We start from the raw sequence: 26,553 nt of genomic DNA on the forward strand, positions 1-26,553 counted from the left end.
GTCCTGCTCCGCTCGCGCGCTAGGCCGTCAACACGCGCGCGAGCGCGCCGGCCGCGGCCGAGAGCAGCGGCTCGGGGATGGTGAGCGCCGGCGTCAGCGTCAGCGTCTCGCCGCGCACCCCGCCCGTGAGGACCAGGTACCCTTCGGCCAGCATCCCGCGCATGGCCCGGAGCCCCAGCTCGGCGCTCTCGAGCTCGACGCCGACCATGAGCCCCGCGCCCCGCACGTCGACGACGCCTGCCCTGCGCGGGAGCGCCTCTCGCAGCATCGCCTGGAAGCGAGCGCCCACGTCGCGCGAGCGCGCGGCCAGCCGACCTTCGTCGAGGGCGTCGAGCGTCGCGAGCGCGGCGCTCGACGCGAGGGGCGATCCGGAGTGCGTCGACGTGTGGACCACCTCGCCCTCGCGCGCCCACGCCCGCATGATCGGCTCGGGCGCCACGCACGCGGAGATGGGCAGCCCGCCGCCGAGCCCCTTGCCGAAGCAGAGGATATCGACCGGCGCCCCGAGCTCTCCTGTCCGCGTCATCGCCCCCGAGCGACCGAGGCCGGTCCAGATCTCGTCCGCGATCACGAGCGCCCCGTGCCGGTGCGCCGCTTCGCAGACCGCGCGCAGGAACGCGTCGGGTGGGACGACGCAGCCGCCCCGCCCGAGGATCGGCTCGAGGAGGACCGCGCCGACGTCGCCCCCGCGCAGCGCGAGCTCGACGGCGTCGACCGAGCGCGCGGCGCCCGCCTCGTCGCGCGGGTAGGGCGCGAACGTCACGCGCCGGTTGAGCTGCTCCGCGAAGGGCGACCGGTAGCTCTCGCGCAGCCCGCACGCCGCGAGCGGCGCGTACCCGAGCCCGTGGTACGCGCCCTCGAACGCGACGAGCCCCGGCCGTCCCGTCGAGAGCGCCGCCGTCTTGACGGCCGCGGTGATCGCGTCGCTGCCGCTCTGGCCGAGCAGCGCCATGGGCGAGGGCCCGGGGTGCAGCGCCGCGAGGCGCTCCAGCAGGGCGATCTTCACGTCGGCCGAGTACACGTCGCCGAGCGCGAGGGTCAGCCGCGACAGCTGCTCCTCCGCCGCGCGCCGCACCGGCGCCGCCGAGTGGCCGAGCAGCAGCGCGCCGAAGCCGGCGCACAGGTCGACGTAGCGGTTCCCGTCGACGTCGCAGACGTTCGCGCCGCGCCCGTGCGACAGCACGATCGGCAGCATGTCGGCGCCGCTCTTCTGCGCCCGCGCCTCGCGCCGCCGGCCGAACGCCGGGCACTCGACGCGCTCGAGGCGCTCGAGGGCGCTCCGCGACAGGGGACCAGGCGGCGTCGACAGGATCGCGGGCAGCTCCGCGCCGCTGCCCGCGTCCGGCGCCGCCGGCAGCGGCAGATCGCTGTTCGGCATCGTCCTTCCTCCGCCGGAACCTAGCGCGCCCGCGGGCGGCTGCTCAGGCGCACACCCGGTTTCTTCCGCTGTTCTTCGCGTGGTAGAGGCGCTCGTCCGCGCGCTTGATGAGGTCGTTCGCGGTGCGATCACCCTCCTGGAGGAGCGCCACGCCGACGCTGATCGTCACGCGGATGCTGTCGGCCTGGAACACGAACAGGTGCTCCGCGACCTTTTGACGCAGGGTCTCGCCGAGGGCCGCCGCGCCCTCGATGGACGTCTCCGGCAGGATGATGGCGAACTCCTCGCCGCCGTAGCGCGCGAAGACCTCGTCGCGGCGAATGCGGCTCTGCACGATGCGCGCGACCTCCTTCAGCACGAAGTCGCCGGCCAGGTGGCCGTGGACGTCGTTGATGCGCTTGAAGTGGTCGATGTCGAACAGGAGGATCGCGAGGTCCCGCTCGTGGCGGCGGCCGCGGATGATCTCGCGCTCGAGCGCCTCGTAGAGGTAGCGCTTGTTGTGGATCTGCGTGAGACCATCGATGATGGTCATCCGGTAGATCTCTTCGTGGTATTGCGCCTCCACGTCGGCGCCGGACAGGAACTTGAAGATCGTGGGGCCGATCTTCACCCGGTCTCCGTTCTTCAGCACCACCTCGCGGGAGATCTGCTCATCGTTGCAGTACGTCCCGTTGGTGCTCCCATCGTCGACGACCATCCAGGCGTTCGGCCGCTGCTCGAAATGGGCGTGCCTTCGTGACACGGAGTCGCCGTCGAGCACGATGTGGTTGTCCGCGCCGCGACCGACCCTCGTCGGGTTGTTCTCCAGCACGAACCGCTTGCCGAGCAGCGTGGGCTCCTTCGTGTAGATCACGACCAGGCAGTCGGTCGTGTTCTTGCTGCCGCCGCCCGGTGGGGGCTGGACCACCTGCGTTACACGAGTCTTTTCGTCGAAGTCACTCACGCGCGCTCAGCCCAACCCGTCGTGCGACCTAGCCTCGACATTGTTCGAGCTCTTCCCGAGACGGAACCTACCCGGGCGTGGCTCTTCGGTCGCGATGCAACGGTTCGATATGCCCTAGCTCGCCCAACGTCAAAGCGTACTGACATGCCCCGACTCCCGTCAAGACGGCCATCCGGGCGGAGCCGTCTTCAGTGCTTCCTCTGCCTTCCCGACCCGACAAGGGCCTACGTCGCCCTCTGCGCTCCGTCGCGCTCGTCGCGCTCGTTGCGCCCTTCCACGTTCTCGGCTTGTTCCCCGCACGCCGTCCGCCCCTCGCCGCCGTTTGCCGCCGCTCACGCGGCGCCGCACCGCCGGTGCTCGCCGATGCGCCTTGTGGGGCGCTGTGCGCTGCTATCGCAGTTGACGCCCGATCTCTTTCCTCTTGTGCAGCCCGAGCTGCCGAGGACGCGGGTCTCTCTATGCGTTTCCCGAGCGCGCCGCCACCCGTCCGGCGAGCGATTGAGCCGGCAAGGGAGAGAATGGTTCGCTGGAACACGATGTGTCTGTTCGCCTGGCATGTCCGCGTTCTGCGGGGACGAGGCTCTGTGAGTTTTGCCTCAAAACCATGGCGCATCACAACGCTGAACTGAGCGAAGCGGAACGCAGCGGACCGGAACCGTGCGAAGCGGAACGGAGCGAAGCGGCACGGAACGGAGCTGCATCGGAGCGAAGCGGCACGGAACGGAGCTGCACCGGAGCGGAACCGAGCGAAGCCGAGCAGAACGGCGCGAAGCGGCGCGAGACCGAGCGGAACGGAGCGGAACCGAGCGGAACCACGTGCGCCGCGACCGCGCAGCGGCCCCGCCAGCGTGCCGGTTAGTTGACTTGGCACACAGGGTGCGTAGGATAGACCTGCGTCGCGGCGGAGACCTTCCCCCCCCAGGTCCGTCGCGGCGTTTTTCTTTTCAGGCTGCCGTGCCCATCTCCAGGCCGCGGCACGACAGCGCGCGAGGGGTGGACACCGCGCTGGCGCGTCGGTCAGGCGAGCGACGACAGCGTCGCGCGCAGCTCGCCGCCGTCGAATACCCAGAGCTCGCCCGGTCGTCCCGTGGTCCAGGTCTCGTTCGCGGTGAGCGGGCTCGTCGCGACCACCGCGATCCGATCCTTCGGGGTCGTGACGGCCGAGAAGTCGACGCGGACATCGTCGTCCAGGAGCGTCGCGATGCCGAAGGGGGCCTTGCGGATGATGTGACAGAGCCGGGTTGCGCAGCGGGCGAAGAGGTGGCGCCCGTCGCCGAGCAGGAAGTTGAACGTGCCGTCCTGGCCGAGCTCGCCGCCGAGCGCCGCGATCGCTTCCCAGAGCTCGCTGGGCCGGCGCGGATAGCCGGGGAACGAGCTGCGGAGGCCCTCCAGCAGGTAACAGAAGGCGTGCTCGCTGTCGGTCGTTCCGATGGGGTTGAAGCGGCCCAGCGCGCGGCGCCGGACGCGAGGGAGCGTGCCGTTGTGCGCGAAGACCCAGTGGCGTCCCCAGAGCTCGCGCACGAACGGGTGCGTGTTGGCGAGAAGCACGTCGCCGCGGGTACGGCGCCGGATGTGGCCGATCGCGAGCAGCGTCTTGATGGGCGTCTCGCTGAGGAATCGCGCCAGCGGGCTCTCCGCGGCGGGGCTCGGATCGAGGAACACGCGCGCGGCGCGCCCCTCGAAGAACGCGAGGCCCCAACCGTCAGCGTGGGGACCGGTGCGGCCGCCCCGGTGCCGGAGGCCGTTGAACGAAAAGACGATGTCTGTGGGGACGTTGCACTCCATCCCGAGGAGCTCGCACATGCTCGCGGCTGGACCATATCACCCCGGGAGGGGGTCTGAGATCTCGACGGTGAGGCGCCGATGCGGCTTCTTCATCAGGGCCAGGCGGCGGCGCGGCCTCGCTCCTCGCCGCACGATCCTGGTCAGCGGCGCGATGCGCTGGCGCGGCGCGATGCGTCGGCGCAGCCTGGCGCCCGACGCGCGATCCCGGTCGACGCCGCGGCGCGATGCGCGGCGTCAGCGATCCGGCTCGCCCTGGAGCGACGCGCGCGGGATGGAGTGGACGAGATCGATGACCGCCTTGACCGTATCGACCGGCGTCTCCGGGATGATGCCGTGGCCGAGGTTGAAGATGTGCCCGGCGCGCCCGCCGGCCTCCGCGAGCACCGCGCGCGCGCGGCGCTCGGCGACGGCGCGCGGCGCGCAGAGCAGCAGCGGATCGAGGTTGCCCTGCACCGCACGATCGTACCCGATGCGCTGCCACGCCTTGTCGAGCGGCGTGCGCCAGTCGACGCCGATCACCGTGCCGCCGGCGTCGCGCTGCGCCTCCAGGAGCGCCCCCGTGTTCGTGCCGAAGTGGATGACCGGGACCCCGGTCGCCTCGAGGTCGCGGAGGATGTGCCGCACGTGCGGCTGCACGTGCTCGCGGTAGTCGTCGATCGAGAGCGAGCCGACCCACGAGTCGAACAGCTGCACCGCCTGGGCGCCCGCGGCGACCTGAGCGCGCAACAGGCGGCGGACGACCTCCGAGATCTTGCCCATCAGCGCCGACCACGCCTCGGGGTCGCTCCACATCAGCTGCTTCGTGAGCCGGTAGTCGCTCGACTTGCCCCCCTCGACCAGGTAGCTCGCCATGGTGAACGGCGCGCCGGCGAAGCCGATGAGCGGCGTCTTGCCGTCCAGCTCCTTGCGGATGAGGCGCACGGCGTCGAGCACGTAGCCGAGGCCCTCCTCGGGCTCGAACACCCGCAGCCGCTCGATGCCGGCCCGATCGCGCACGGGCTCGTGGATCACCGGGCCCTCGCCCTTCGCGAACTCGAAGGGGGCGCCCATCGGCTCGAGCGGCAGCAGGATGTCCGCGAAGAGGATCGCCGCGTCCATCCCGAGCCGCAGCGGCTGGAGCGTCACCTCGAGCGCGAGCTCGGGCGTCTTGCAGATCTCGAGGAGCGTGTACTTCTTCCTGAGCTCCCGGTACTCGGCCATGTACCGGCCGGCCTGGCGCATGAACCACACGGGCGTGACATCGGTCGGCTCTCGCCGGCAGGCGCGCAGGAAGCGATCGTGCATGGAAGGCTCCAGGAGGGGCCGACGGGACGCCGTCGGGACGCCCCTTCATGTCCGTTCAGCCATCGCCCGGCAATGGGTTTCAGCCCTTCGCCCGCACGTGGGTCGCCGGGAGCGCGGCGCGGCCCGGCACGAGGCGGCCCGGTCGAGGGGGCGGACCCAAGCGTCGGCTCCCCCGCCGTGTAGACTAGGAGTCTATGGCGCGTCCCTCCCGACCTCCCGGCTTTGACATGACGTACAGGCCCGAGAAGCGCATCGCGTTCGGGCCGCCGCTGAAGGAGCGCCTCCCGGCGCTGCTTTACCTGACCTTCGCCCTCGGCGTCTCGGCGGTGATCTTCTACGGCCAGAACGCTCCCTCGAGCTCCCGGATCTTCCAGTACGTCGTCGAGGGCGATCGCCACCGGCTCGTCTCCTCCAGCGTGTGCGCCATCGTCCTGTGCGCGAGCGCGCTGGCGATGGTGCTGCGCGAGCAGATGCGGGGGGTCGTCGTGCACCCGGAAGGGATCGAGCTGCGCGAGCTGCTCACCTTCGGCGTGCCGCGCGTGCGGCGCTTCGCCTGGTCGCAGATCGACCGGATGGCGGTGCCCTCCGCGCAGGCGAGCGCCGGCGGCGCGGCGGCGGTCAGCGGGACCGTGCCGGCGAGCAACATCCGGCTCGATCTCTGGGATGGGTCCCGCACCTGGCTGCCGGACGTCGGAGACAAGATCGCGCTGTCGGTGATGCTGGAGCGGGTCGCCCTGGCGCGGGCGATCCCGATCGAGGGGGGGACCGGGCTGATGGACGACCTCGGGAACCCCCTTCAGGACGACGGCTGAACGCGCCTGTTTCTGCGCGTCAGAAATCCCGCCAGGGATTGCTGACGCGCAGAAACAGGGCGGCCGCGAAGCGGACGCCGGGGTTCGGGGCGGAGCCCCGAGGGAACTAGCGCGCGCTCGCCCCGGCCTTCCGCTGCGCGAACTCCTCGCGCACGCCCTGCCGCAGCTCGGGATCGAGCAGGAGATCCGCGCACGTCATCGCCATGGCCTTGGCGGCGATCAGCATCGAGTCCTGGCCGGCGGGGCTCGCGGCGCGCGCGGCGAACGCGTGCTGGTGGCAGGTCGTCTCTCCCTTGCCGCAGATCGCGATCCACGGATGGATGGCGGGGAGCGCGTGGGACACGTCGCCCATGTCGGTCGAGCCGGTGCCGACGGCGGGGTCCATCTCGAGCGGCGAGCGGCCGAGGGCGCGCAGGTGCTCGCCGAAGCGGCGCGCCATCTTCCGGTTGTTGACCATGTTCTTGTAGCCCCCCTGATCGACGAGCGTGAGCTCGGACCCGCTCGCCATGGCCGCGCCGCGGGCGCAGCGCTCCACGATCGCCCGCACGCGGGCGAGCTCCTCGGTGTCGAGGGCGCGGACCGAGAACTCGGCGACGGCGAGCTCCGGGATGATGTTGACCGCCTGACCGCCGTTCTTGATGAACCCGTGCACCCGCACGCCGTCGCGGAAGTGGACGCGCTGGCCGTCGATCAGCCGGAAGGTGTCGAGGCAGGCCGTGAGCGCGCTGTTGCCGTCCCACGGCGCGAGCGCGGCGTGCGACGGCTTGCCGCGGAACTGGAGCTCGAGCCAGGCGCTGGCCAGCGTGTCGTGCGCGAGCAGGTCGCGGTCGAACGGGTGGAACATCATCGCGGCGTCGACGCCCTCGAAGGCGCCCGCCTCGAGCAGCCTGATCTTGCCGCCGCCCCCCTCCTCGGCGGGCGTCCCGACCAGATCGATGGTGCCGGCCACGGCCTCCTTCTGCCGCGCCAGCGCGAGGAACGCGCCGAGCGCACCCGCCGCGATCAGGTTGTGCCCGCAAGCGTGGCCGATCTCCGGGAGCGCGTCGTACTCGGCGAGGATGGCGAGGTGGGGACCCCCGCCCCGCCCGATGCGCGCGCGGAGCGAGGTGGGCATGCCGGCGAGCCCCCGCTCGACCTGGATGCCGCGCTTCTCGACGGCCTCGGCGAGCCAGGCCGCGGCCCTGTGCTCCTCGAAGCGGAGCTCGGGGTTCGCGTGGATGCGCGCGGCGATCTCGCGGAGGTCCGGGGAGAGGTCGTCGATGTCACGCTGGATGCGGCTCGGGTCGAGGTTCATAGCGGCGAGCGATACTACTCTGGATCCGCGTGGCTCGCCCGGGCCATGGTGGCGCTGGCGGAGGAGCTCCGCCGACGCCGCCCGGTGGTGACGCTCGCACGCTCGCGCGCCGCCACGCTGTCGGGACTTCTCATGGAGCCAGGACCCTCGAATGCACGGACCGCGCTGTTCTCCGCTCCTCTTCTGCTTCTGCCCCTGCCTCGCGGCGGCGCTCGCGCTCGCTGCCTGCGACGCGGCCCCACGCGCGCGCCAGGAGGCCGGGCCGGCCGCCTCGAGCGCAGCGCCTCTGCCGGCCCAGGCCGCTCCGCCGCAGGCCGGGCCCGCCCGCGTCGCGGTCGAGGCGAGGGCGATGGGCACGAGCCTGCTCCTCGCCGCCTACACGAGCGAGGCGATGGATGAGGCGGCGATCAGGGCCCGGCTGGACAAGGCGATCGCCGAGATCCGCAGGCTCGAGGGGCTCATGACGACCTGGCGGCCGGACAGCGAGCTGTCGCGGGTCAACGCGGCGGCCGGGAAGGGCGCGGTGGAGGTGAGCCCGGAGTCTCTTGCCGTGATCGAGAAGAGCCTCTGGATCAGCGAGCGCTCCGAGGGGGTCTTCGACGTCACCTTCGAGGCGATGCACGGGCTCTGGAAGTTCGACGAGGACATCGACGACAACGTGCCGCGCAAGGAAGACGTCGAGCGGGCGCGCGCGCTCATCGATCACAGGCAGATCAAGATCGATCGCGCGCGGCGCACGGTGATGCTCGGGAAGCCCGGGATGCGGATGAGCCTCGGCGGGATCGCGAAGGGCTACGCCGTCGACGCCGCGGCGCGGGTGCTGCGCGTGGAGGGGCTGACGTCGTTCTTCGTGCAGGCCGGCGGTGACCTGTACATCGCCGGAAAGAAGCCGGACGGGTCGCCGTGGAGAGCAGGGGTGCGGGACCCGCGCGGCAAGGACGCGAACGACTACTTCGCGATGATCGAGGTGGAGGACCACGCCTTCTCCACGGCGGGCGACTACGAGCGGAGCTTCATCAAGGACGGCAGGCGCTATCACCACATCATCGATCCGCGGACCGGATTCCCGGCGACCGGGAGCCGGAGCGTGACCATCTGGGCAAAGGACGCGCTGACAGCGGACGCCGTCGATGATGCGGCGTTCATCCTGGGGGCCGAGAAGGGGCTCGCGCTCGTCGAGTCGATCGAGGACTGCGGCGCGGTGATCGTCGACCGGAACAACAAGGTGTGGGTGTCGAAGCGGCTGGAGGGCAAGGTCGAGGTGCTGCGGCAGCCGACCGACGGGCTGTAGTGGTCTCGGCCCTGAGGCCAGGTTTCAGGTGTTGCGCTTTGCGTGTGGAGCCAATCGTGCTCTCGGAAACTTGCGGCGTGCGCGCGCTTTCCGAGGAGCTTCGGGCCATCCAACATCAAGGCGAATTCAATGTTGCAATTGCCCTTCTCAACGAGGGAGATGTCGATGCATCTGCTGGATATTGTGTTTTTGCAGATGCCAGGTGCCGCGAAGCGATAATCGTCGCTATGCAGCAGAGCGCCTCGACGAGCCCGATCTGATCCCGGATGCGGCCGCCGCCTTGGCGAGCGCCTCCACGCGCACGGGTTCAGGCGCAGGAGCCGCCTGCGATGTGCCGCGTTTCAGCCTTCGAAGAGCTCGTCCAGTGTCCCGGCCGTCAGGATCCGCTCGGCCCATACCGCGAGCCGCTCCCCGGACGCAGCGAGGACCTGCTCCCACCTCGCCTCGGGCACTTCTCCGAACCGCGCCCGGAGTTGGCGCAGCAGCACGGCTCGCTGGCCCTCGTCGAGCCCCGCGCGCCGCCCCTCATCGAGCGCTGCCTTTCGCTCGCGGGCCTTGATGGCCTCGATTTCAGGATTGCCCTTGCGCTCCAGCGCGCGGACGACCTCGCGCTCGGCCGCCGCGCCGTCGAGCAACGCGCGGACGGGGACCGGACGGATCAAGCACGGATCCTCGATGGTCGCGTCAGGCGCGAGCGGCACGAACCGCCCCTCAGCCGCCGACCACTCGGCGATCTCGTCACGCTTGACGAAGATGACGAAGACGCGGCGCACGCCCCGGGCGACGAGATCCTCGGCCTTCTCGCGCGCGTCCCGCATCGACTGCTCGTTGACGATCTCGAACGAGAGCTCCTCCAGATACCGGCGCCCGGTCGCCGGATCGGTCCCCGCCCTGCGAATGGAGAGGTCGGTGGCGAAATCCGAGCCCTCGGCGACGCGGGTGATGAGATCGGCCGCGCCGATGTAGCCGGGCCGAAGGTGCGGCGCGATCAGGAAATCCAGCCGCACCTGCTGCTCGGCGTGCGGCTCGAGCGCAGGCGTCGCGACGACCTTGCGCCCACGGATCAGCTCGTCGCGCGTCACCTCGGGCGCCACGAGGTGCTCATCGACGGCCGGGAAATGCGCCCGCTGCGGCTCCGCGGGCGGGAGCCTCACCGCCGCGCCGCCCCGGGCGGCCGGGGCGAGCAGGAGCGCGGCGCCGGTCGGCTTGGGATCCATGCGGACAAGGCTAGCACGAAGGCAGTCACACGAGCTTCGCCGCCGGGCCAGCGCGCGCCGCGGGGCCGCTCCCAGAGCGAGCAGAGGCGCGCCGTCACCGCCGGTCGCTGCCCTCACCGCCCCTTGTAGACCGGCTTCCGCTTCTCGGCGAACGCGCGCAGCGCCTCCAGCCGATCCTCGCTGCGCAGCGTCTCGTCGTAGTGGACCCGCTCGATCTCGAGCCCGAGCGAGAGCGGCACGTCATAGCCGTCGTCGATCGCCCCGAGCGCCGCGGCCTGCGCGATGGGCGCGCCGCTCGCGATCGGCTCGATCCACGCGATCGCGTCGTCGACCACCGGCGTCCCCTCGGGCGACACCCGGTTCACGAGGCCCCAGGCGAGCGCCTCGGGCGCGGTGAGCTTCCTGCCGAGCAGGATCATCTCCTTCGCCCGCGCCTCGCCGACGACCCGCGGCAGCCGCTGCGTGCCGCCCGCGCCCGGGATGATGCCGAGCGACGTCTCCGGCAGCGCGAGCTCGGCGTGCGGCGCCGCCACCCGGAGATCGCAGATCAGCGCGAGCTCCAGCCCCCCGCCGAACGCGACGCCGTTGATCGCCGCGATCACCGGCTTCGGGCTCCGCGCGAGCACCCCGAGGTCGGTCCGGTACAGGCCCACCTGGCGACGGACGTCGTCGGGGCTCATGCCCTGCCGCTCCTTGAGGTCGGCGCCCGCGCAGAACGCCTTGTCACCGGCGCCCGTGATCACGATCGCGCGCACCTCCGGGTCGTCCACGAGCTCGCGCCCGAGGCGGCCGAAGGCGAGCAGCGCGTCCCGGGAGAGCGCGTTGCGGCGATCTGCCCGATCGATGGTGAGCACCGCGACCGCGCCGCGCCGGTCGAGCTTCACGGGAGTGGCTTCCGACATGGAGCCTGCCTAGCCGACCGCGGCGGCGCGGCAAAGAGGCTCGCTCACTTGGCGTCGGCCGCCTTCTTGGCCTTGGTGCTCGCCGCCTCGAGCTTGCCAAGCCGCGCCCTGATCTCCGCGTTGTCGCGGCGCAGCGCCTCGAGCTCGTCCCGCAGCCGGTCGAGCTCGCGCTTGCCCGCCCCGCCCAGGTCGCGGAGCACCTCGCGGATCCGACGCCGCACCCGCCCGTCGAGATCGCGGTCGAGCTGCCGCTGGAGCGCGCCACGCGCCCGGCCGTCGCCGAGATCGCCCAGCGCCCGCGCGACGTCGACCCGGAGGTACGGATCCGGCTGATCGAGGAGCTCCTCGAGGAGCTCGCGCGTCCGCCGATCGCTGGAGAGCTTCGGCAACGCCATGATCGCCGCCCGCCGCCCCCGCGTCGGGACGCCGTAGCGCGTGCGGGCCGTCAGGTGCGGCACGGCGCGCTCGTCCCGCAGGTTGGCCAGCCCGTCGATCACGCCGCAGCGGATGACCTCGCCCCACGAGGGGCGATCCAGGAGATCGACCAGCGTCTCGAACCCCGAGCTCTGCCGCGTGGCCCCGAGCGCGCGCGCCGCCTCGGCCTGCACCAGGTAGCTCGCGTCGCGCAGGGCGAGCTTGCCGAGGACCTCCGCCGCCTTGGCCGAGCGGAAGCTGCCGAGCGCGCTCGCGACCGCCCGGCGCACCTTCGGGTGCTCCACGCCCGCGCTTCCCTCGAGCAGCGCGAACGCCGCGCTCGACTGGAGCGCGCCGAGCGCGGCCGCGGTCGCTGCGCGCACCCCCCAGAACTCGCTCGCGTCCGAGAGCGACTGCCCGAGCGCCCGCGCCGTCGGCGGGTCGTCCCGCCGAGAGAGCGGCTTCGCGGCGAGCATGCGGCCGCGCGCCGTGGGCGCGTGGGCGAGCTGCGCCCGCAGGAGATCGCCGGGCGCGTCGACCCGGACCTCGCCCAGGATCCTGAGGTCCGGATCCACCACCACGAAGCGAGGCCGCCGCGGGAGCGGGATGACGAAGGTGTGCGCCGCCTGATCCACGCGCCGCACCTCGCGCCGCGTGATCGAGCCCTTGCCCTCCGTGAAGCCGAAATCGAGCACCAGGTCGAACGCGAAGACGGGCGGCGTCGAGGCGTCCGGCTGGAGCGCGTGCTCCCGGCTGGGCTGCCCGGCCGCCTGCGCCTGCTTCACCGTCACGGTGCACTGGTCGCCCTCGATCTCGATCTTCACGTCGAGCTCGGGGTGCCCGGCGCGGAAGACCCACTGCTCGAAGAAGCGCTCCAGCGATTTGCCGCTCACGTCCTCGAGCGCGCGGGCGAGATCCCGTGTCTCCACGACCCCGCGCGCGTGGCGCGCCAGGTAGGTGCTCACCCCGCGCCAGAAGAGCTCGTCTCCGAGCTCCCGGCGGAGCAGGTGGAGCACGAGCCCGCCCTTCTCGTAGAGGTGTCGATCGAAGACGTCGAGCGGCGCGTCGTAGTCCTGACAGACGATGGGCCGCCGGTAACGCCCGCGCGCCTCGCCAAGGTACGAGTCGAGATCGGCCTTCAGGCCGTGATCGTACTCGTCGGCGCCGAGGTGGTGCTCCCGATAGACGTGCTCCATGAACGTCGCGAATCCCTCGTTGAGCCAGCCGTGCGACCAGTCGCGGCAGGTCACCAGATCGCCGAACCACTGGTGCGCGAGCTCGTGGGCGATGAGATCGTCCGACGAGATGTCGAGCGCCGCCCGCTCGTCGAGCAGGATGTGCTCGTACATCGTGGTGGCGGTCGTGTTCTCCATCCCTCCGAAGATGAAGTCGCTCACCACCACCTGCGCGTAGCGGCGGAAGGGATACTTGACGCCGAGCTTCTCGCTGAAGTGGTGGATCATGTCCGGCGTGCGCGCGAACGTGCGGCGGCCGTCCTCCTCGCGCCCCTTCGGCACGAAGTACGCGAGCGGGACGTCGAGCGCCGCGTCGTCGATGCGGGCGAACTCGCCCGCCACGAGCGTGAACAGGTAGCTCGGGTGAGGCTCGTCCAGCCGGTAGTGATAGACGCCCTCCTTCTGCGATCTCGCGTCGCTCGCGAGCTCGCCGTTCGACAGGCAGTACCAGCCCGGCGGCACCTGCGCGCGGAGCTCGGTCGTCTGCTTGATATGGGGCTTGTCGATGCACGGGAAGATGTGGCGCGCGTCCTCGTCCTGACACTGCGTCCAGACCTGGCGCGGGCGGTCGGGGACGTGCTCGTCCGGCTGGAGGAAATAGATCCCCCGGCGCGGCGTCGCCCGGTACCGGACCAGGATCGACACCTCGGCCTCGTCGAGCGGCACGGCGACGCGGATCGTCTCGCCGTCGTACGTGTGCTCGGCCGGGTGGAACGCGCCGCTCGCCGCCTTGCCCGCGCCGCGCTTGGGCTTCGCGGCGCGGCCGGCCCCGGCGCTGATCTCGACCGCCTCGAGGTCGAAGCCGATCGCGTCGAGCGCGATCTCGCGCGCGCCGGGGTCCACGCGGACCGCGTCGAGCCGCGCCGTGCCGCGGATCGAGCGCGCCTCGACGTCGAGGGCGAGATCGAGGGCGATGTGCCGGATCGTGAAGGGGCGCGAGCGCTCGTAGACGCGCCTCGTCCCGGCCAGCGTGAAGGGCCGCGACGCGGCCGCGAACTCGGACGACGACAGCACGGAGCCGCAGGCGCAGCGCGAGTGGAGCCGGTACTCTATGGACATCTCCGCGGAGTTTCCCCGCGCGGCGCCCGGCGCTGCAAGCAAGAACTCGTGCGCGGGGGCGGGCCGCCGGGCAGATCAGCCCGTCTTGAGGCCGTCGAGCACCTCGAGCGCCAGCTCGTACTTGCCGAGGGGCGGCATCAGGTAGGCCCCCTGCACCCGGTCGCGCACCGAAAAGAGCATCTCGCGGGCGATCTTCACCCCCTCCTTGCGCGCCTCGGGGCCGGCCGGCACCTTGCGCATGCGCTCGCGGATCTCCTCCGGGATCTGCATGCCGGGCACCTCGTTGTGGAGGAACTCGGCGTTCTTGTGGCTGACCAGCGGCAGCACGCCGACGAGCACCGGCATCCCCAGGTGATCGATGCGCCGCAGCACCTTCTCGAGCAGATCCTGGTGGAAGACCGGCTGGGTCATGATGATGTCGGCGCCCGCCGCGCGCTTCCGTTCCAGACGCGCGATCTCCTTGTCGAGGTCCTGGGCGCCGGGCTCGAGCCCCGTGGCGAGCAGGAACGACGTCTTGCCGCCCGGGATCGGCTTGCCGGCCGGGTCGAGGCCGCGGTTCATCGTGCTCGCCATGTGGAGCAGCCCGATGGAGTCGAGGTCGTAGACGGCGGTCGCCTCCGGGTAGTCGCCGACCTTCGGCGGATCGCCCGTGATGATGACGAGGTTCTTGATGCCGATCGCGTGGGCGCCGAGCAGGTGCGCCATCTGGCCGATGAGGTTCCGGTCGCGGCCGCAGACGTGCAGGATCGGCTCGATGCCGTAGCGCTGGACCAAGAGCGAGCAGAAGGCGAGGTTCGTCATCCGCGCCGTGGCGCGCGGGCCGTCGGCGACGTTCACGACGTCGACGCCGCTGTCGATGAGCATCTTCGCGGCGCTCAGCGCGCTCTCGGGGTTCAGGCCCGGCGCCGGGTTCACCTCGACGGAGACCACGAACTTGCCCGCGGCGATCTTCGCCGCGAGGGGGCTCCGCTCGCCGAGCGGCGTGGGCTCGAGCCCCGTGGGCGCGTCCATCGTGATGTGCGGGCGCGCGGCGACCTCGGGCGCGGCGCCGCCCCGGAGCATGCGGGCCGACTTGGCCATCCACCGGACGTGCTCCGGCGTGGTCCCGCAGCAGCCCCCGATCATCGCCGCGCCGGCCTGGATCATGCGGCGGGCGAAGACGTCGAAGTACTCGGGCGTCGCCATGTAGAGCTGGCGGCCGTCGACCGTGCGGGGCAAGCCCGCGTTCGGCTGCACGCAGAGCGGGAGCCCCGCGGTCGCCATCCGCTCCGCCATCGCGAGCGACAGCTGCGGGCCGTCGCCGCAGTTGACGCCGAGCAGCTCGACCCCCCAGTCCCGCAGCGTCCGCGCGACGCGCTCCGGCTCGCTGCCGTCCGCCGCGACGCCGCTCGTGTCGAACGTCATCGACGCGAGGACCGGGAGCCCCGGCGCGGCCGACCGCGCCGCGTCGATGGCGAGCTTGATCTCGTCAAGATGGCGAAATGTTTCAAGGATCAGGAGGTCCGCGCCGCCCTCGGCGAGCGCGCCGGCCTGCTCGGCGAACGTGGCGGACGCGGCGGCGAGGTCGTCGCGCGTGGCGACGCCGGGCACGAGCCCCGTCGGGCCGATCGAGCCGGCGACGTACGCGTCGCCGCCCGCGATCTCGCGCGCGAGGCGCGCGCCCGCGAGGTTGAAGTTGCGGACCTCGTTGACGAGCCCGTACCGCTCGAGCCGGAACCTGTTCGCGCCGAAGGTGTTCGTCTCGATGACGTTCGCGCCCGCCGCGACGTACTCGGCGTGGATCTTCTTCACGAGATCGGGGCGCGCGACGTTCAGCTGCTCGAAGTTCTGGGTGACGAACACCCCGCGCTCGTAGAGCAGCGAGCCCATCGCGCCGTCGAACACGAGGATCGAACGCCGGAGCGCGTCGAGGAACGGGGCCTCTGGTCTCGTGCGGGACATGGGGCGCATCGTAGGGGCGCTCCGGCTTCTCAGGAAGGGGGGCTCGACGCGGTTGACGGCGCGGCGAGGATCTCGGTAGGGCAGTTCTCGAGATGAGCACGCCCCGATGGCTTCAAGCATTCGCCCTGGCGGTCTCCGCCGCTGCTCCGCTCCTCGCCGTCCCTTCCGAGGCGCACGCCTGGCATCCGCCGGTGCACCGCTCGGACGCGGGCGTGGATCTCTACCTGTGGAGCGCCCGTGATCTCGGCACCTCGCTCGCCGCCGTCCCGTTCGTGCAGTTCGAGCCGTCGCCGGATCTGTTCATCAACCTGAAGTTCCCGCTGGCGCTCTCGTTCGACGGCCCGGGGGACTTCGAGGATCCGGGCCGCCAGTCGCGCGCCGCGCTCGGCAACCCGACGTTCACGCTCTACTACTCGGACATTGCCCGCAAGCTCACGTGGTACGCGGGCGGCCGCGCCGGGCTGCCGCTCGGCGCGGTCGACGGCTACGACTGGCACGTGGCCAGGGGCTTCAGCGCGTCGGCGATGGCCTATTACGATCTGCACCTCTGGGCGGCGAACGCGCTCCCGGTCGGCGGCCTGGGCGGCATCGAGTACCGCTTCGGGAGGTCCTTCGTGCTCCGGGCGGGCGGGGACCTCACGTTCTTCATCCCGGTGGGGGACGGCGTCCGGCGCGGCTTCATCGACGACTCCGACGATCTCGAGGCGGTGTTCCAGGCCAAGGTCGAGCCCGAGCTCCAGAGCCGCTCCGGCTTCGGCGGCGGCGTGGCGCTCCAGACGGTGTGGGTGCCGTCGTCGGTCTACGACGACCAGGGGCAGGTCTCGCTGCTGCCGTATTTCGTGTACGACAGCCAGAAGACCTTCTTCATGCGGGCCGGCCTGCTCTTCGCGCTGGACGAGCCGCTCGGGCCCGCGTTCGACCGGGGGCGGGTAACGTCCCTCTATCTGCAGTTCGGCGGGCACATCGACTAGCGTGCCGGCCGGTTCGAGAGAGCGAGAGATGAGCCGGACATGACCCGTCGCCGTGCCATCGCCTGGGGCGCCGCCGCCGTCGGCGTGCTGGCCCTCGTGCTCGTCGTGATCAGGCTCAACCGATTTCCGCCGGACACGACGCCCGAGGGCGCCTATCTCCGCATCGCGTACAGCATCGGCGTCAGCGATCCGCGCGCGTGCTTCTCGTACCTCGAGGACCGGGCGCAGCACGCGGCGTACACCATCCGCGACTACCGGCGGAAGGCGAGCGAGCGGATCGAGGCGAGCTACCCGGAGCCGGAGCGCGCGCGCCTGCTGGAGCAGTACCGCGCGCACGCGATGGCCGAGGACGGGGCGGACGTGTGGGTCGACATGGCCACGAAGCAGGGCTTCATCGCGCGCCTCCGGCGCGACCTGTCCGGCATCGGGAAGGTGGAGGTGACGGGCGAGCGGGCCACGGTCGAGACGGCGCGCGGCACGCGGTACCCGTTCCGGCGGAGAGACAACGGCATCTGGGGGCTCACGCTGTTCACCGCGGACCTCGTGGCCGAGGCCGAGCGGGCCGCGCGCGACTGGGACGTCGTGGAGAAGGCCGCGCTCGATTACGAGCGAGGGCGGTGAGCGAGGTTAGCGGACGAGCCGCCCGAACGCGTGGGGCCGCGCGCCGGTCTGCGGGAAGTACGCGGAGCCCGACGTGAGACTCCAGCTGTACCCGGTGAGGTCCCCGGCGTTCGCCTGGCCCGGGGAGACGGCGTAAAGACGCATGGTGCCCCTGCCCGCCCCGCCATCCGTGCTCCCGCCGCGGCACGGCTTGGTGGGATCGGCCGGCACCCATCGCGTGTCTCCCGTGCTCGGGTCCGTGGCGCACCCGTGGGCGGTGCTTGTCGAGTCGATGACCCGGAGCGAATACTGGGTCGTGCCGGAGACGGCGGGCTCGATGGCCGGCGCGATGGCGGTCGGGTACGCATCGACGATCGCCGTGTGTCCCGAGCCGCCGTCCGTGTAGTTGATGACCAGCAGATCGCCAGGCAGAATGTCGCCGATCTTCGAGATCCGCTTGAAGTGGTTCCCTGCGACCACGTGGCCGTACAGGCTCGCGGACGTGGGGCTCGTGGATCCCCACCAGCCGCGGACGATCGAGGTCGTCAGCGTGGGATCCTCGTGCAAGAGGGACAGGGTGAACAGCGACGCGCCCTGCGTGGCCCCGGTGAAGTTCGTCCAGTTGATGCTGCTCGGCGTCGCGAACCTGTTGGTGTCGAGGGCGTCGAGCACGAACGGCGTGTCGGCGGCATGTTCGACGAACGCGCGGGCTCCCACGAGGTGAGCCGGCAGAACCTCTTTCACCTGGAAGACGTGAGCGGCGCCTGTGCCCTCGCCGCGAACGCCATCGGCCCATGTACCGGCGATCAGCGTGTCTCCCGAGAGCGCTACACGAACATCCCACGTGTTCCACGTGGAGCTCTCGACCTTGCTCTGCGGCGTCCATACGCCGCCGGTCCTGGCGAAGATCCTCGGTCCCTGCCCGCCGTCGTGACTTCCGCCCAGGATCAACCTGTCCCCGGACACGGCGACGCTGGCGCTGCGACCCCAGCCGCCATAGTCCGGCGTGTCGACCTCGTTGCGGTACAGCATGGCCTGCTGGGTCCACGCGCCCTCGCTGCGCGCGAAGACAACGGCGGCTGTCCTGTCGGGGCCGCGCTCATCGTAGACGGTGGTGCCGACCGCCAGCGTCTCCGCGCTCAACGAGAGCGAGGCGCCGAACCTGTAGTGTGGTGTCGCTCCGATCGGCGGGTAAAGAACGGCTTGTTCGGACCAGGTGTTGCCGGCACGGGCAAATACGTGAACCTGACACGGACGATCCCAGCCCGCGTTGAAGTCAACCCCATCATCGCATTCTCCACCCGTGGCCGCGGTGTCGCCGTCCAGGGCGACGGTCGAGCCTTGGTCGAAGGTGTCGGTGCTGGGTACGAGCTTGGCCTGCTGCGCCCACGCGGCCCCGCTCCGGGCGAAGATGTACGCAGCGCCGGGACCATCATGCGTCAGGCCGCTGTCGTAGGGCGCCCCGACCATGATCGTGCTGCCCGATATGGCGACGGCATATCCGAACCAGTTGTCGCGGCGCGGGTTGTCCTGCGCGACGAGCTTTTGCTGCTCCTGCCACACGTTGCCGCTGCGTGCGAACACGTACGCAGCGCCGTGATTCGCCGGATAAGAGAAGGTTCCGACGACGATCGTATCCCCGTCGATGGCGACGGACGCGCCGAAGCGATCGCCCGGCAGACCATCGCTGGGCGTGAGCACGGCCGCCTGGGTCCACGACGCGCCGTCGCGCACGAACACGTAGGCTGCTTCGGCGTCCAGGCTGCCAACCACCGCGGTGTTCCCCGAGATGGCCACGGACCACCCGAAACCGTCGTTGCTCGCAGCATTGCTGGCGTAGAGCACCTGTTGCTCGGTGGCGATGAGCGGGTCGACCTCGAGCGGATAGGCCGCGCCGGTGTCGTCCACCACGATCGAGAGGCTCGCGTCGCTCAGCTTGATCTCCGCCGGAAGCACGCTCCCGCGCGCGTCCTGAACGACGAGATCGGCATACCGCAGCACGGCCGCGCCGGCCTCGTCCAAAAGCGCCACCGACTGGCCGTCCTCCGATAGCTCCGGCGAGAGATCCCCCCCGAGCGCGATCTCGAGCTCCACCTTGCCTTCGCCGTCGCGACGGCATGGAGGCGGCGAATCCAGGGAGAAGCCCTGCTCCAGCCCGAGGGGGCCGTTCAGGTACCACTCCGTGACGCTCAGGCCCGCGGACCGGGCTAGGTGCCTGAGCTCGACGCGGTTGTTTGATCCGCGCGGTTCGGCCGCGACGTCCAGGGGGACGAGCTCCCCCTCGCAGCCATAACGCGCGAGCTTCATCGTGATTCGACCCGCGCTCACCGAGCTCTCGCGGGTCACGGCGACGCCGGCCGACGTGAACTCGGAGACGAGGCCGTGCGCCGGATTCAGAGCGCTCACCCCGGCGCGCGCGCCCACCGTGTTGAGGCTTACATTGTACGCAGAAGACGCCTGTCTCTGAACTGTCGCGATGAACGCCGCGCGGCGCTCCAGAGACGCGGCGTCGGGCCCCTGCTGCCCGTGAGGCCGAGTTTCCTCGGCGCTGTCCGTGCTCGCTGGATCAACCTCCGCGCTGCACGACGTGACGGCGGTGATGCAAAACAAGAGTGCATGAATGGATGTTCTATGACGCGGCATGTGGCTCTCCCTGTCGGTGGTAGACCCTGACGGACCGGCGGCGTGTGCGGCGCCGGAGCCAATGACCCGAACTTGGATTGGAAGGCGGTCCACAGCGGCTCGCTGCTGTCGAGCGCCTTGCGGAGCCCGCCAGCGCACGAGCGCACGCGGATGGTTAGGTCACGTGAAGGACGGTCCCGTCCTTATTTGCCGTTCTCATCGTCCGCTTCGGTTTCGCGCGTGTCAAGGAGGGCAAGCATCGATGACGCTGGGGGAGGGCGCCATATCGATAGGCCGTGGTGTGAAGGTGGGCCCTTCAATGCGTGGATGTCAGACCGCCGCCGCACGGAATGCGACATGTCGACGGAACGAATAACGACATCCCCGGGCGTGACGGTGTGGGTGAGGGTCTCAGCGGGCAGCGCCGCCGAGGCGCTCAGGCGACGATCCGCTCCAGCTTGAAGTCGGGGACGGCTCGAATGGCATCGTAGTCCTCGTCGGCTGTCAGGGCGGTGGCGCCGAGGGAACGCGCCGAGAGCGCGATGAACACGTCATTATCGTCTCCTGCGCCGTCTTCGTGCCGAGGAGCTTTTGGGCACGATCCATCCTGGACTGGCACAGCTTGAGGTGCTTGTGCCGTGTCATGGTCATCATGGAATCGGACGATGCGCCACGCGCGGCGCCGACTCACCCCGTCGTTGTCCGCCCGAGCGCCTCGTCGACCGACAGCAGCACCTGCTCCCACTCGTCGAGCGCGTTGGGCCAGTGCGGCGAGAAGCGCAGCACGCCGTCCGGGATCGCGCAGGCGATCCCGAGGCGGGTGAGCTCGCGGTACAGCTCGACCACCGGGGCGCCGCCTGGCGGCCTCACCCCGAGCGAGCAACCCCGCAGCGCCGGATCTCCCGGCCGCAGGCTCTCCCATCCGCGCTCCCGGAGCGCCTCCTCGAGCGGGTCGAGGAACCGGTTCGCATGCTCGTGGATCCGCTCGACCCCGATTTGCAGGATCAGGTCCACCGCCGCCTCGAGCCCGGCGAAGCCCGCGGCGTTGAGGTTGCCGCCCTCGACGAAGTCGGCGCGCTGCCGGATCGGCCGGTCGTACCGGAGCTTGCCCGGGCCCTGGAGCAGGAAGCTCACCGCGTCCTCGTGGCTCAGCCAGCCCGCCACCGCGGGCCGCAGCGACGGCAGGCGCTCGCGGCGGATGTAGAGGAAGCCCGTGCCCTCCAGCCCCATCAGCCACTTGTGGCCGCCGCACGCGAGGTAATCGACCCCGGCCGCCTCCACGTCCACCGGCGTCGCGCCGACCGCCTGCACGGCGTCCACGCAGAGCTCGGCGCCGTGCGCGCGGCAGAGCGCGCCGATCGCCTCGAGCGGCATCCTGAGCCCGGTCTGGAACTGCACAGCGCTCACTGCGACGAGCCGCGCCCCGCGCTCGAGCTCGCCCTCCAGCCGGGCGAGGCCCGAGCCGCTGCCGTCCGCGAAGCCGCCGAGCGGCAGGAAGACGACCTCCAGGCCGAAGATCGCGGCCGCGCGCTGCCACGGGGTCACGTTGGCCGGGAACTCCCCCTCGAAGAGGATCACCCGGTCGCGCGGCCGCCAGGGGAGGCACAGCGCGATGTCCGTGAGCCCGCGCGTCGTGCTCTGGACCAGCGCGATGTCGTCAGCCGCCGCGGCGCCGATGAGCCGGCCGAGCTTCTCCCGCAGGCGGAGCCGCTGCGCGTACCACGCCGGGAACGCGGCCGCCCCCTGCGCGGCGTAGTCGTCGAGCAGCGCCATCATCGCGAGGCGCACCGGCCGCGACGGCGGCGAGATCCCCGCGTGGTTCACGTAGACGAGCGGCGCGAGGTGCGGGAACAGGCCGCGATCGCCGAGCTTCGCGGTGAACGCCCGATCCCTATCGATTTCGGCGGTGTGTCGCATCGGCTGGCTTCCCCCGGCGCTCCCCGCGGACCTTGGCGAGGTAGCGCGGCGGCGCCCCCTTGCCGGCCGCCGGCGGCACGAGGCAGTGCGGCTTCGTGCCGATGAGATCCCCGCGGCCCGCCTTGATCAAGGCCTCCCGCGCCTCGTCGTGGTGCGCCGGGTCCCAGTAGAGGAGCAGCGCCTTCTGGAGCTTCTTCTCGCGCAGGTCCTTGGCCGTGTACACCGGCTCCCGCGTGAGCGGGTCGATCCCCGTGTGGTACATGCAGGCCGCCATCGACATCGGCGTCGGGATGAAATCCTGCACCTGGCGCGGCCTCATCCCGCTCTTCTTCAGGTAGATCGCGAGGTCGACCATGTCCCGCAGCGTCGAGCCGGGGTGCCCCGAGATGAAGTAGGGCACGAGGAACTGGTTCTTGCCGGCCTCCTCGCTCGCGCACCGGAACTGCTCGGCGAAGCGCTCGTAGCTCTCGATACCCGGCTTCTTCATCTTGTCGAGCACGTCCTTCTTGTTGTGCTCCGGGGCGACCGAGAGCTGGCCCCCCGTGTGGTGCGCGGCCAGCTCCTCGATGAACTCGGGCGACCGCTCCGCGAGGTCGTAGCGCACGCCGGAGGCGATGAAGACCTTCTTGATCCCCTGCTCCTCGCGCACCGCCTTCATCAGCTTGAGCAGCGGGCCGTGGTCGGTGTTCAGGTTCTCGCAGACCTCCGGGAAGACGCATGAGAGCCGCCGGCAGGCGTTCTCGATCGCCTCGTCCTTGCACCGCATCTGGTACATGTTCGCGGTCGGCCCGCCGAGGTCGCTGAGCACGCCGCGGAAGCCGTCCATGCGCCGCAGCGCCCGCACCTCGCGCAGGATGCTGTCCGCCGAGCGCGACTGGATGACCCGCCCCTCGTGCTCGGTGATCGAGCAGAACGTGCAGCCGCCGAAGCAGCCGCGCATCGTGACGACCGAGTGCTTCACCGTCTCGTACGCGGGGATCGGCGCGTCGTACGACCAGTGCGGCACCCGCGTGAACGGCAGGTCGTAGAGCGCGTCCATCTGGCCCGTCTCCAGCGGGAACGCGGGCGGGTTGAAGTACACCGCCTCGGCGCCGTGCGCCTGGAGCAGCGGGCGGGCGTTGCCGGGGTTCGTCTCGAACTGGAACGCGCGCGACATCTCCGCGAAGGCGCCCCTGTCCGCGGCCACCTCCTCGTAGCTCGGGAGGATCACCGTCTTGCCGTCGGCGACGTAGCGCGAGCCCTCGATGTGCTCCCACTCGCCCTTGCGCAGGGGGACGGCGGTGCCCCTGACGTCGCGGATCGACCGGACGGGCTCGCCGCGCCGGAGGCGATCGGCGACCTCCCAGACGGCCTTCTCGCCCATGCCGAAGATGAGCATGTCGGCCTTGGCGTCGAGCAGGACCGAGCGGCGGACCTGGTCGGACCAGTAGTCGTAGTGCGCGATGCGCCGGAGCGACGCCTCGATGCCGCCGAGGACGATGGGGACGCCGGGGAACGCCTGGCGGCAGAGGTTCGCGTAGACGATCGACGCCCGGTTGGGGCGGAGGCCCACCTGCCCGCCCGGCGAGTACTGGTCCTCGCTGCGGACCTTCTTCTGCGCGGTGAGCTTGTTCAGCATCGAGTCCAGGTTGCCGGCGGTGACCCCGACCATGAGCCGGGGTACGCCCATCCGCAGGAGGTCGCTCGTGTCCTGGTAGCGGGGCTGGGAGACGATGCCGACCCGGAAGCCGCGCCCCTCGAGGAAGCGGCCGATGATCGCGGCGCCGAACGCGGGGTGGTCGACGTAAGCGTCGCCGTTGACGAGCAGGATGTCGAGCGCGTCCCAGCCCCGCGCGCGCATCTCCTCCCGGGTCGTCGGCAGGAAGGCGGTCAGGTCGCGGGGGGCGGCGCCGGCGCTTCGGCGGAGCTGGGTGAGGGGCACGGCGCCGTCACCCTACGGGCCGGGAGAGCGGGCGGCAAGGGGGCGGCCCCGGCGGGGGAGCGACGGGTGACCGCGTGACGGCGCCGGGGAAGCCCCGCGGGGCCGCGGCCGAGGCCGGCGCGCGGGGGGCCGGCGGGAGGGCGCAGCCCGCGTTTTCTCGGGAGAAACGCACAACTTGCACGATACCCGGCCAGCAGGTCACGGCTTCTGGTCACGGAGCATCGGATCTCCGGACGCGACATGAGGGCTGGCGCGCACCACGCACCACCGCGGCGGGCCGCGGCGTTTCACACCGCGTCAGTCGCTGGTGAGCTCATCAAAAAACGCTTCAAAATAAGAGGTTTTGGCGCGCGGGGGAGGGTTCCAAAACGACCCGGAAAGAGGGTCAGTAAAAATAATATGTGGAATCACGATCAGAGGATGACCTCCGCGCCAAACATCTCAGCTTCGCTGTGGTGCACGAGGTGGGCGTTCCCTTCCTCCGCGGGTTGCTCCGGGGGGTTGGCGTGGGGGCGAACGATCGCGAGGACGTGCTGCACGACGTCCTCCTCGCCGCTTACCGCAATCTGGAGACCTTCGACGCGAGCCGCCTGCTGCGCGCGTTGCAGGGGCGGCGCGACGAGGACGACTTCTTCGAGGACGACTTCGAGGACGAGGACCACGAGCCGGTGCCGCTCAGCGCGGTGCTCCCGTGGATCGGGGAGGGGCAGCCGCGGCGGGTGTGGGACTCGCTCTACCGGTGGCTCTACGGGATCGCGTGGCGGCAGGTCAGCCATTACCGCGACCGGGCCTATCGGCGCCGCGAGATCCCGGACGGCCTGCGGCTCACCGCGATCTCCGCCGGCGTCGACAGCCGGCCCCGTCTGGAGCAGCGGCTGGAGGCGATGGAGCGGGCCGAGGTGGTCGACGCGCTGCTCGCCAGCCTCGACCCGCAGCGGCGGGTCATGCTGGTGATGCACGACATGCTGGACATCCCGGTGGTGGACATCGCCCGGGAGCTCCAGATCAACGAGAACACGGGGCAGAACCGGCTACGGCTGGCCCGGGAGGACTTCCGGGCGGCGGTGAAGCGGCTCGACCCGGAGCAGCGGAGCGCGCTGCGCCTCGGCGACAGGCCGTTCGCCGCCGAGGCGACGACGCGCCGCCGGCCGGCCCCCCGCCGGCGCAGGCGAGGGAAGTGAGGCGGCGCAGCGCGGGCCCCCGCCGCTCGTCAATAAGGGCACGCCAGCACTTCCGGCGCGCTCGTGCCGTAGGTGCTCACGTCCGAGATGACGTTCTCTTCCGGCTGAAAGAGCACCTGCGCGCCGGCCGGCCCCGACAGCCAGCATTGCTGCTGGATGGATCGCGACTGCATCCCGCGCCAGGGCTCGCAGCGAGCCACCGTGCCGCCGCGGATCGTGACGTCGCTGGCCTCGATCCTGATGCCGGGAAAGGAGCCCGACGCGAAGCGCAGGGCGTTGTCGAAGACGAGCAGGTTCTCCAGGGTCACATCCTCTACCCGGGCCGAGGTCGCGGGCAGCGTCGTCCGCGAGCTCAGGAGCACGCCGTAGAGCGCGTTTCCCCAGGACCAGACGTCCCAGAACGCCACGCCGGCGCCTGCCTGCACGTGGACGCCATGGCTCCCGTTGTAAGCGAACTTGACCCTCTTGATCAGGATCCCCGTCGGACGTTCGTCCTCGATGGGGCTCGCGAGCACGACGCCGGCGCCGCCGTTGTGATGAAAGTAGCTGTCCTTGACCACGACGTTATCCGGCACCGGGCTCGGGATCCCGGGCCCAGGGGAGATCTGGGTGGAGATCCAGAGGCCATGCCCGCCGCTGACCGTGGTGGAGCCGTCGCCGGGATGGATCATGTTGTGGTGGACATGGCAGTTTCGCACGGTCACGTTGGCGGTGACGATCTTGATCCCGCTGGCGCCGATCGGGCCGTTGATGTTCCTGATCTCGCAGTTCTCCACGAGGATGGGCGGCGTGTCGTGGTACCCGGCGATGGACGATAGGTAGATGCCGCTCTTCGAGAAGCCATCCACGAGCACGTTCCGGATGACGCCCCCGGAGCCCCAGGTGAAGCCGATGCCCTCCAGGTTGCTCGGCTTGCAGGAAGGTAGCTGGGGAACAAGGGGCGAGTAGCGCATGATGACGTTCTCCACCTTGCAGTCCGAGCAGGTGTTCAGCTGGATGCCGCTGTTCGCCGTCCTGCGTGGCCCCTCCGTGACCGCGATCTGCAGATTGCGGATCCAGAGCCCCCGGACCGCGCTGATGATGGTCCCGTCCGGCTTGACGACCCTGGTGACCTGGATGGCCCCGGGGTACTGCTCCGGATTGCAGGGGATCGCCACGAGGGTCGCGGTCCGGGGATCGCCCGGGCTGGCCTCGGGAGACAGCTCCGGCCCCTCCAGGGTGAGCGCGTCATGGTGAGGCCGCAGCGGGGTGCGCAGCACGTAACGCCCGGCAGGGAACGCCACGGTGCGCCTGCTGGCGCTCAGCGACGCCGCGCACTCGATGGCCGTCGCGATGCCCGGGCTGTCGTCGACGTTCGTGCTGCGGTCGACGGATGCGTCGGCGGAGAAGGGCGATTCCGCCGGCCTCGCCAGGTAGGGCAGGACGTCGACGACGCCGTCCGGGTCGACGGAGCCTGGCAGGCAGCAGGCCGCCCCCTGGCAAGCATTCAGGTCCTCGTGCAGCGTCCTCGTCCCCAGGCAAACGCCGCTGGCTGGGCAGAAAGGCCCCGTGCAGATCGGCGATTGCGTGGCGTAACCGGGGCAGGCGATGCCGGTCGTCTGGTCTGCCAGGAAGGGCGGCTCGGTGTAGGGTAGATCAAGGCTGCAGAAACCCTGGGAGGACACTGCGCGCTCCTCCGGAGGAGGGTGATATCCCCAGCCCGCCTCGGAGCGGGCGGTGCTGGCCGGGGGCAGCGTCGCTCCGGCTGGAGCGGAGGCGAGCGCGAGCAGGGCTCCGATCCAGATCT

At 70.9% G+C, this 26,553-nt stretch carries 19 protein-coding genes; 6 read left to right on the forward strand and 13 right to left on the reverse strand.

Going from position 1 to position 26,553, the window contains the following annotated elements; genetic code table 11:
- Positions 1-19 precede the first annotated feature (19 nt).
- From WME73_RS47545 to hemE, 4 genes are all read right to left on the reverse strand, one after another.
- Positions 20-1,378 (reverse strand): aspartate aminotransferase family protein, encoded by a 1,359-nt coding sequence (locus WME73_RS47545; protein WP_437742901.1) that lies wholly within the window; start codon positions 1,376-1,378, stop codon positions 20-22.
- 43 nt (positions 1,379-1,421) lie between these two features.
- Positions 1,422-2,321, reverse strand: a complete 900-nt coding sequence (locus tag WME73_RS47550) for a diguanylate cyclase (protein ID WP_437742902.1) — start codon at positions 2,319-2,321, stop codon at positions 1,422-1,424.
- 1,017 nt (positions 2,322-3,338) lie between these two features.
- Positions 3,339-4,124 carry a class II glutamine amidotransferase gene (locus WME73_RS47555; RefSeq protein WP_272096333.1) on the reverse strand — a complete coding sequence of 262 codons (786 nt, stop codon included), beginning with the start codon at positions 4,122-4,124 and terminating at the stop codon, positions 3,339-3,341.
- 216 nt (positions 4,125-4,340) lie between these two features.
- Positions 4,341-5,390, reverse strand: coding sequence for a uroporphyrinogen decarboxylase (gene hemE / locus WME73_RS47560; RefSeq protein WP_437547498.1), 1,050 nt, complete (start codon positions 5,388-5,390; stop codon positions 4,341-4,343).
- Positions 5,391-5,617: 227 nt separating this feature from the next.
- Here hemE and WME73_RS47565 point away from each other — a divergent pair, with 227 nt between their 5' ends.
- Entirely contained in the window at positions 5,618-6,202 is a 585-nt protein-coding gene (locus tag WME73_RS47565; RefSeq protein ID WP_437742903.1) for a hypothetical protein, read from the forward strand.
- 106 nt (positions 6,203-6,308) lie between these two features.
- Here the strand turns inward: WME73_RS47565 and WME73_RS47570 are convergent, their stop codons facing one another.
- A complete protein-coding gene (locus WME73_RS47570; protein ID WP_437913917.1) occupies positions 6,309-7,496 on the reverse strand; it encodes an amidohydrolase in 1,188 nt (395 codons plus the stop codon).
- A gap of 151 nt (positions 7,497-7,647) precedes the next feature.
- On the opposite strand from WME73_RS47570, the gene WME73_RS47575 reads away from it, so the two are divergent.
- Both WME73_RS47575 and WME73_RS47580 read left to right on the forward strand, forming a co-directional pair.
- Complete coding sequence (locus WME73_RS47575; protein WP_437913918.1) at positions 7,648-8,787, forward strand: FAD:protein FMN transferase; 1,140 nt, start codon at positions 7,648-7,650, stop codon at positions 8,785-8,787.
- A gap of 56 nt (positions 8,788-8,843) precedes the next feature.
- Positions 8,844-9,047 (forward strand): hypothetical protein, encoded by a 204-nt coding sequence (locus WME73_RS47580; RefSeq protein WP_437742906.1) that lies wholly within the window; start codon positions 8,844-8,846, stop codon positions 9,045-9,047.
- An 81-nt stretch (positions 9,048-9,128) separates the two neighbouring features.
- Here WME73_RS47580 and WME73_RS47585 read toward each other — a convergent pair whose 3' ends face one another.
- The 4 genes from WME73_RS47585 to WME73_RS47600 form a co-directional block, all read right to left on the reverse strand.
- On the reverse strand, positions 9,129-10,004 hold the full coding sequence (locus WME73_RS47585; protein WP_437913919.1) for a hypothetical protein: 876 nt from the start codon (positions 10,002-10,004) through the stop codon (positions 9,129-9,131).
- A gap of 113 nt (positions 10,005-10,117) precedes the next feature.
- Positions 10,118-10,906, reverse strand: a complete 789-nt coding sequence (locus tag WME73_RS47590) for an enoyl-CoA hydratase-related protein (RefSeq protein WP_437742908.1) — start codon at positions 10,904-10,906, stop codon at positions 10,118-10,120.
- 44 nt (positions 10,907-10,950) lie between these two features.
- Positions 10,951-13,614: a M1 family aminopeptidase gene (locus WME73_RS47595; protein ID WP_437913920.1), complete on the reverse strand. Its 2,664-nt coding sequence runs from the start codon at positions 13,612-13,614 to the stop codon at positions 10,951-10,953.
- 75 nt (positions 13,615-13,689) lie between these two features.
- Positions 13,690-15,555: a bifunctional homocysteine S-methyltransferase/methylenetetrahydrofolate reductase gene (locus WME73_RS47600; protein ID WP_437742910.1), complete on the reverse strand. Its 1,866-nt coding sequence runs from the start codon at positions 15,553-15,555 to the stop codon at positions 13,690-13,692.
- Between the two features lie 92 nt (positions 15,556-15,647).
- On the opposite strand from WME73_RS47600, the gene WME73_RS47605 reads away from it, so the two are divergent.
- Positions 15,648-16,526: a hypothetical protein gene (locus tag WME73_RS47605; RefSeq protein ID WP_437742911.1), complete on the forward strand. Its 879-nt coding sequence runs from the start codon at positions 15,648-15,650 to the stop codon at positions 16,524-16,526.
- 39 nt (positions 16,527-16,565) lie between these two features.
- On the forward strand, positions 16,566-17,147 hold the full coding sequence (locus WME73_RS47610; protein WP_437742912.1) for a hypothetical protein: 582 nt from the start codon (positions 16,566-16,568) through the stop codon (positions 17,145-17,147).
- Between the two features lie 6 nt (positions 17,148-17,153).
- On the opposite strand, the gene WME73_RS47615 is transcribed toward WME73_RS47610, so the two are convergent.
- The 3 genes from WME73_RS47615 to WME73_RS47625 all read right to left on the reverse strand — a co-directional run bounded on the left by WME73_RS47615 (position 17,154) and on the right by WME73_RS47625 (position 23,586).
- On the reverse strand, positions 17,154-19,532 hold the full coding sequence (locus WME73_RS47615; protein ID WP_437913921.1) for a hypothetical protein: 2,379 nt from the start codon (positions 19,530-19,532) through the stop codon (positions 17,154-17,156).
- A 903-nt stretch (positions 19,533-20,435) separates the two neighbouring features.
- Positions 20,436-21,665, reverse strand: coding sequence for an aminotransferase class V-fold PLP-dependent enzyme (locus tag WME73_RS47620; protein ID WP_437913922.1), 1,230 nt, complete (start codon positions 21,663-21,665; stop codon positions 20,436-20,438).
- Positions 21,640-23,586: a YgiQ family radical SAM protein gene (locus WME73_RS47625; RefSeq protein ID WP_437742918.1), complete on the reverse strand. Its 1,947-nt coding sequence runs from the start codon at positions 23,584-23,586 to the stop codon at positions 21,640-21,642. Before WME73_RS47625 ends, WME73_RS47620 begins: the two co-directional genes overlap by 26 nt.
- 464 nt (positions 23,587-24,050) lie before the next feature.
- On the opposite strand from WME73_RS47625, the gene WME73_RS47630 reads away from it, so the two are divergent.
- Entirely contained in the window at positions 24,051-24,767 is a 717-nt protein-coding gene (locus WME73_RS47630) for an RNA polymerase sigma factor (RefSeq protein ID WP_437742919.1), read from the forward strand.
- A 29-nt stretch (positions 24,768-24,796) separates the two neighbouring features.
- Here the strand turns inward: WME73_RS47630 and WME73_RS47635 are convergent, their stop codons facing one another.
- On the reverse strand, positions 24,797-26,431 hold the full coding sequence (locus WME73_RS47635; protein WP_437913923.1) for a right-handed parallel beta-helix repeat-containing protein: 1,635 nt from the start codon (positions 26,429-26,431) through the stop codon (positions 24,797-24,799).
- Positions 26,432-26,553: the final 122 nt, after the last annotated feature.

The organism is Sorangium sp. So ce302 (assembly GCF_051530145.1).
Taxonomy (GTDB): Bacteria; Myxococcota_A; Polyangia; order Polyangiales; family Polyangiaceae; genus Sorangium; species Sorangium cellulosum_B.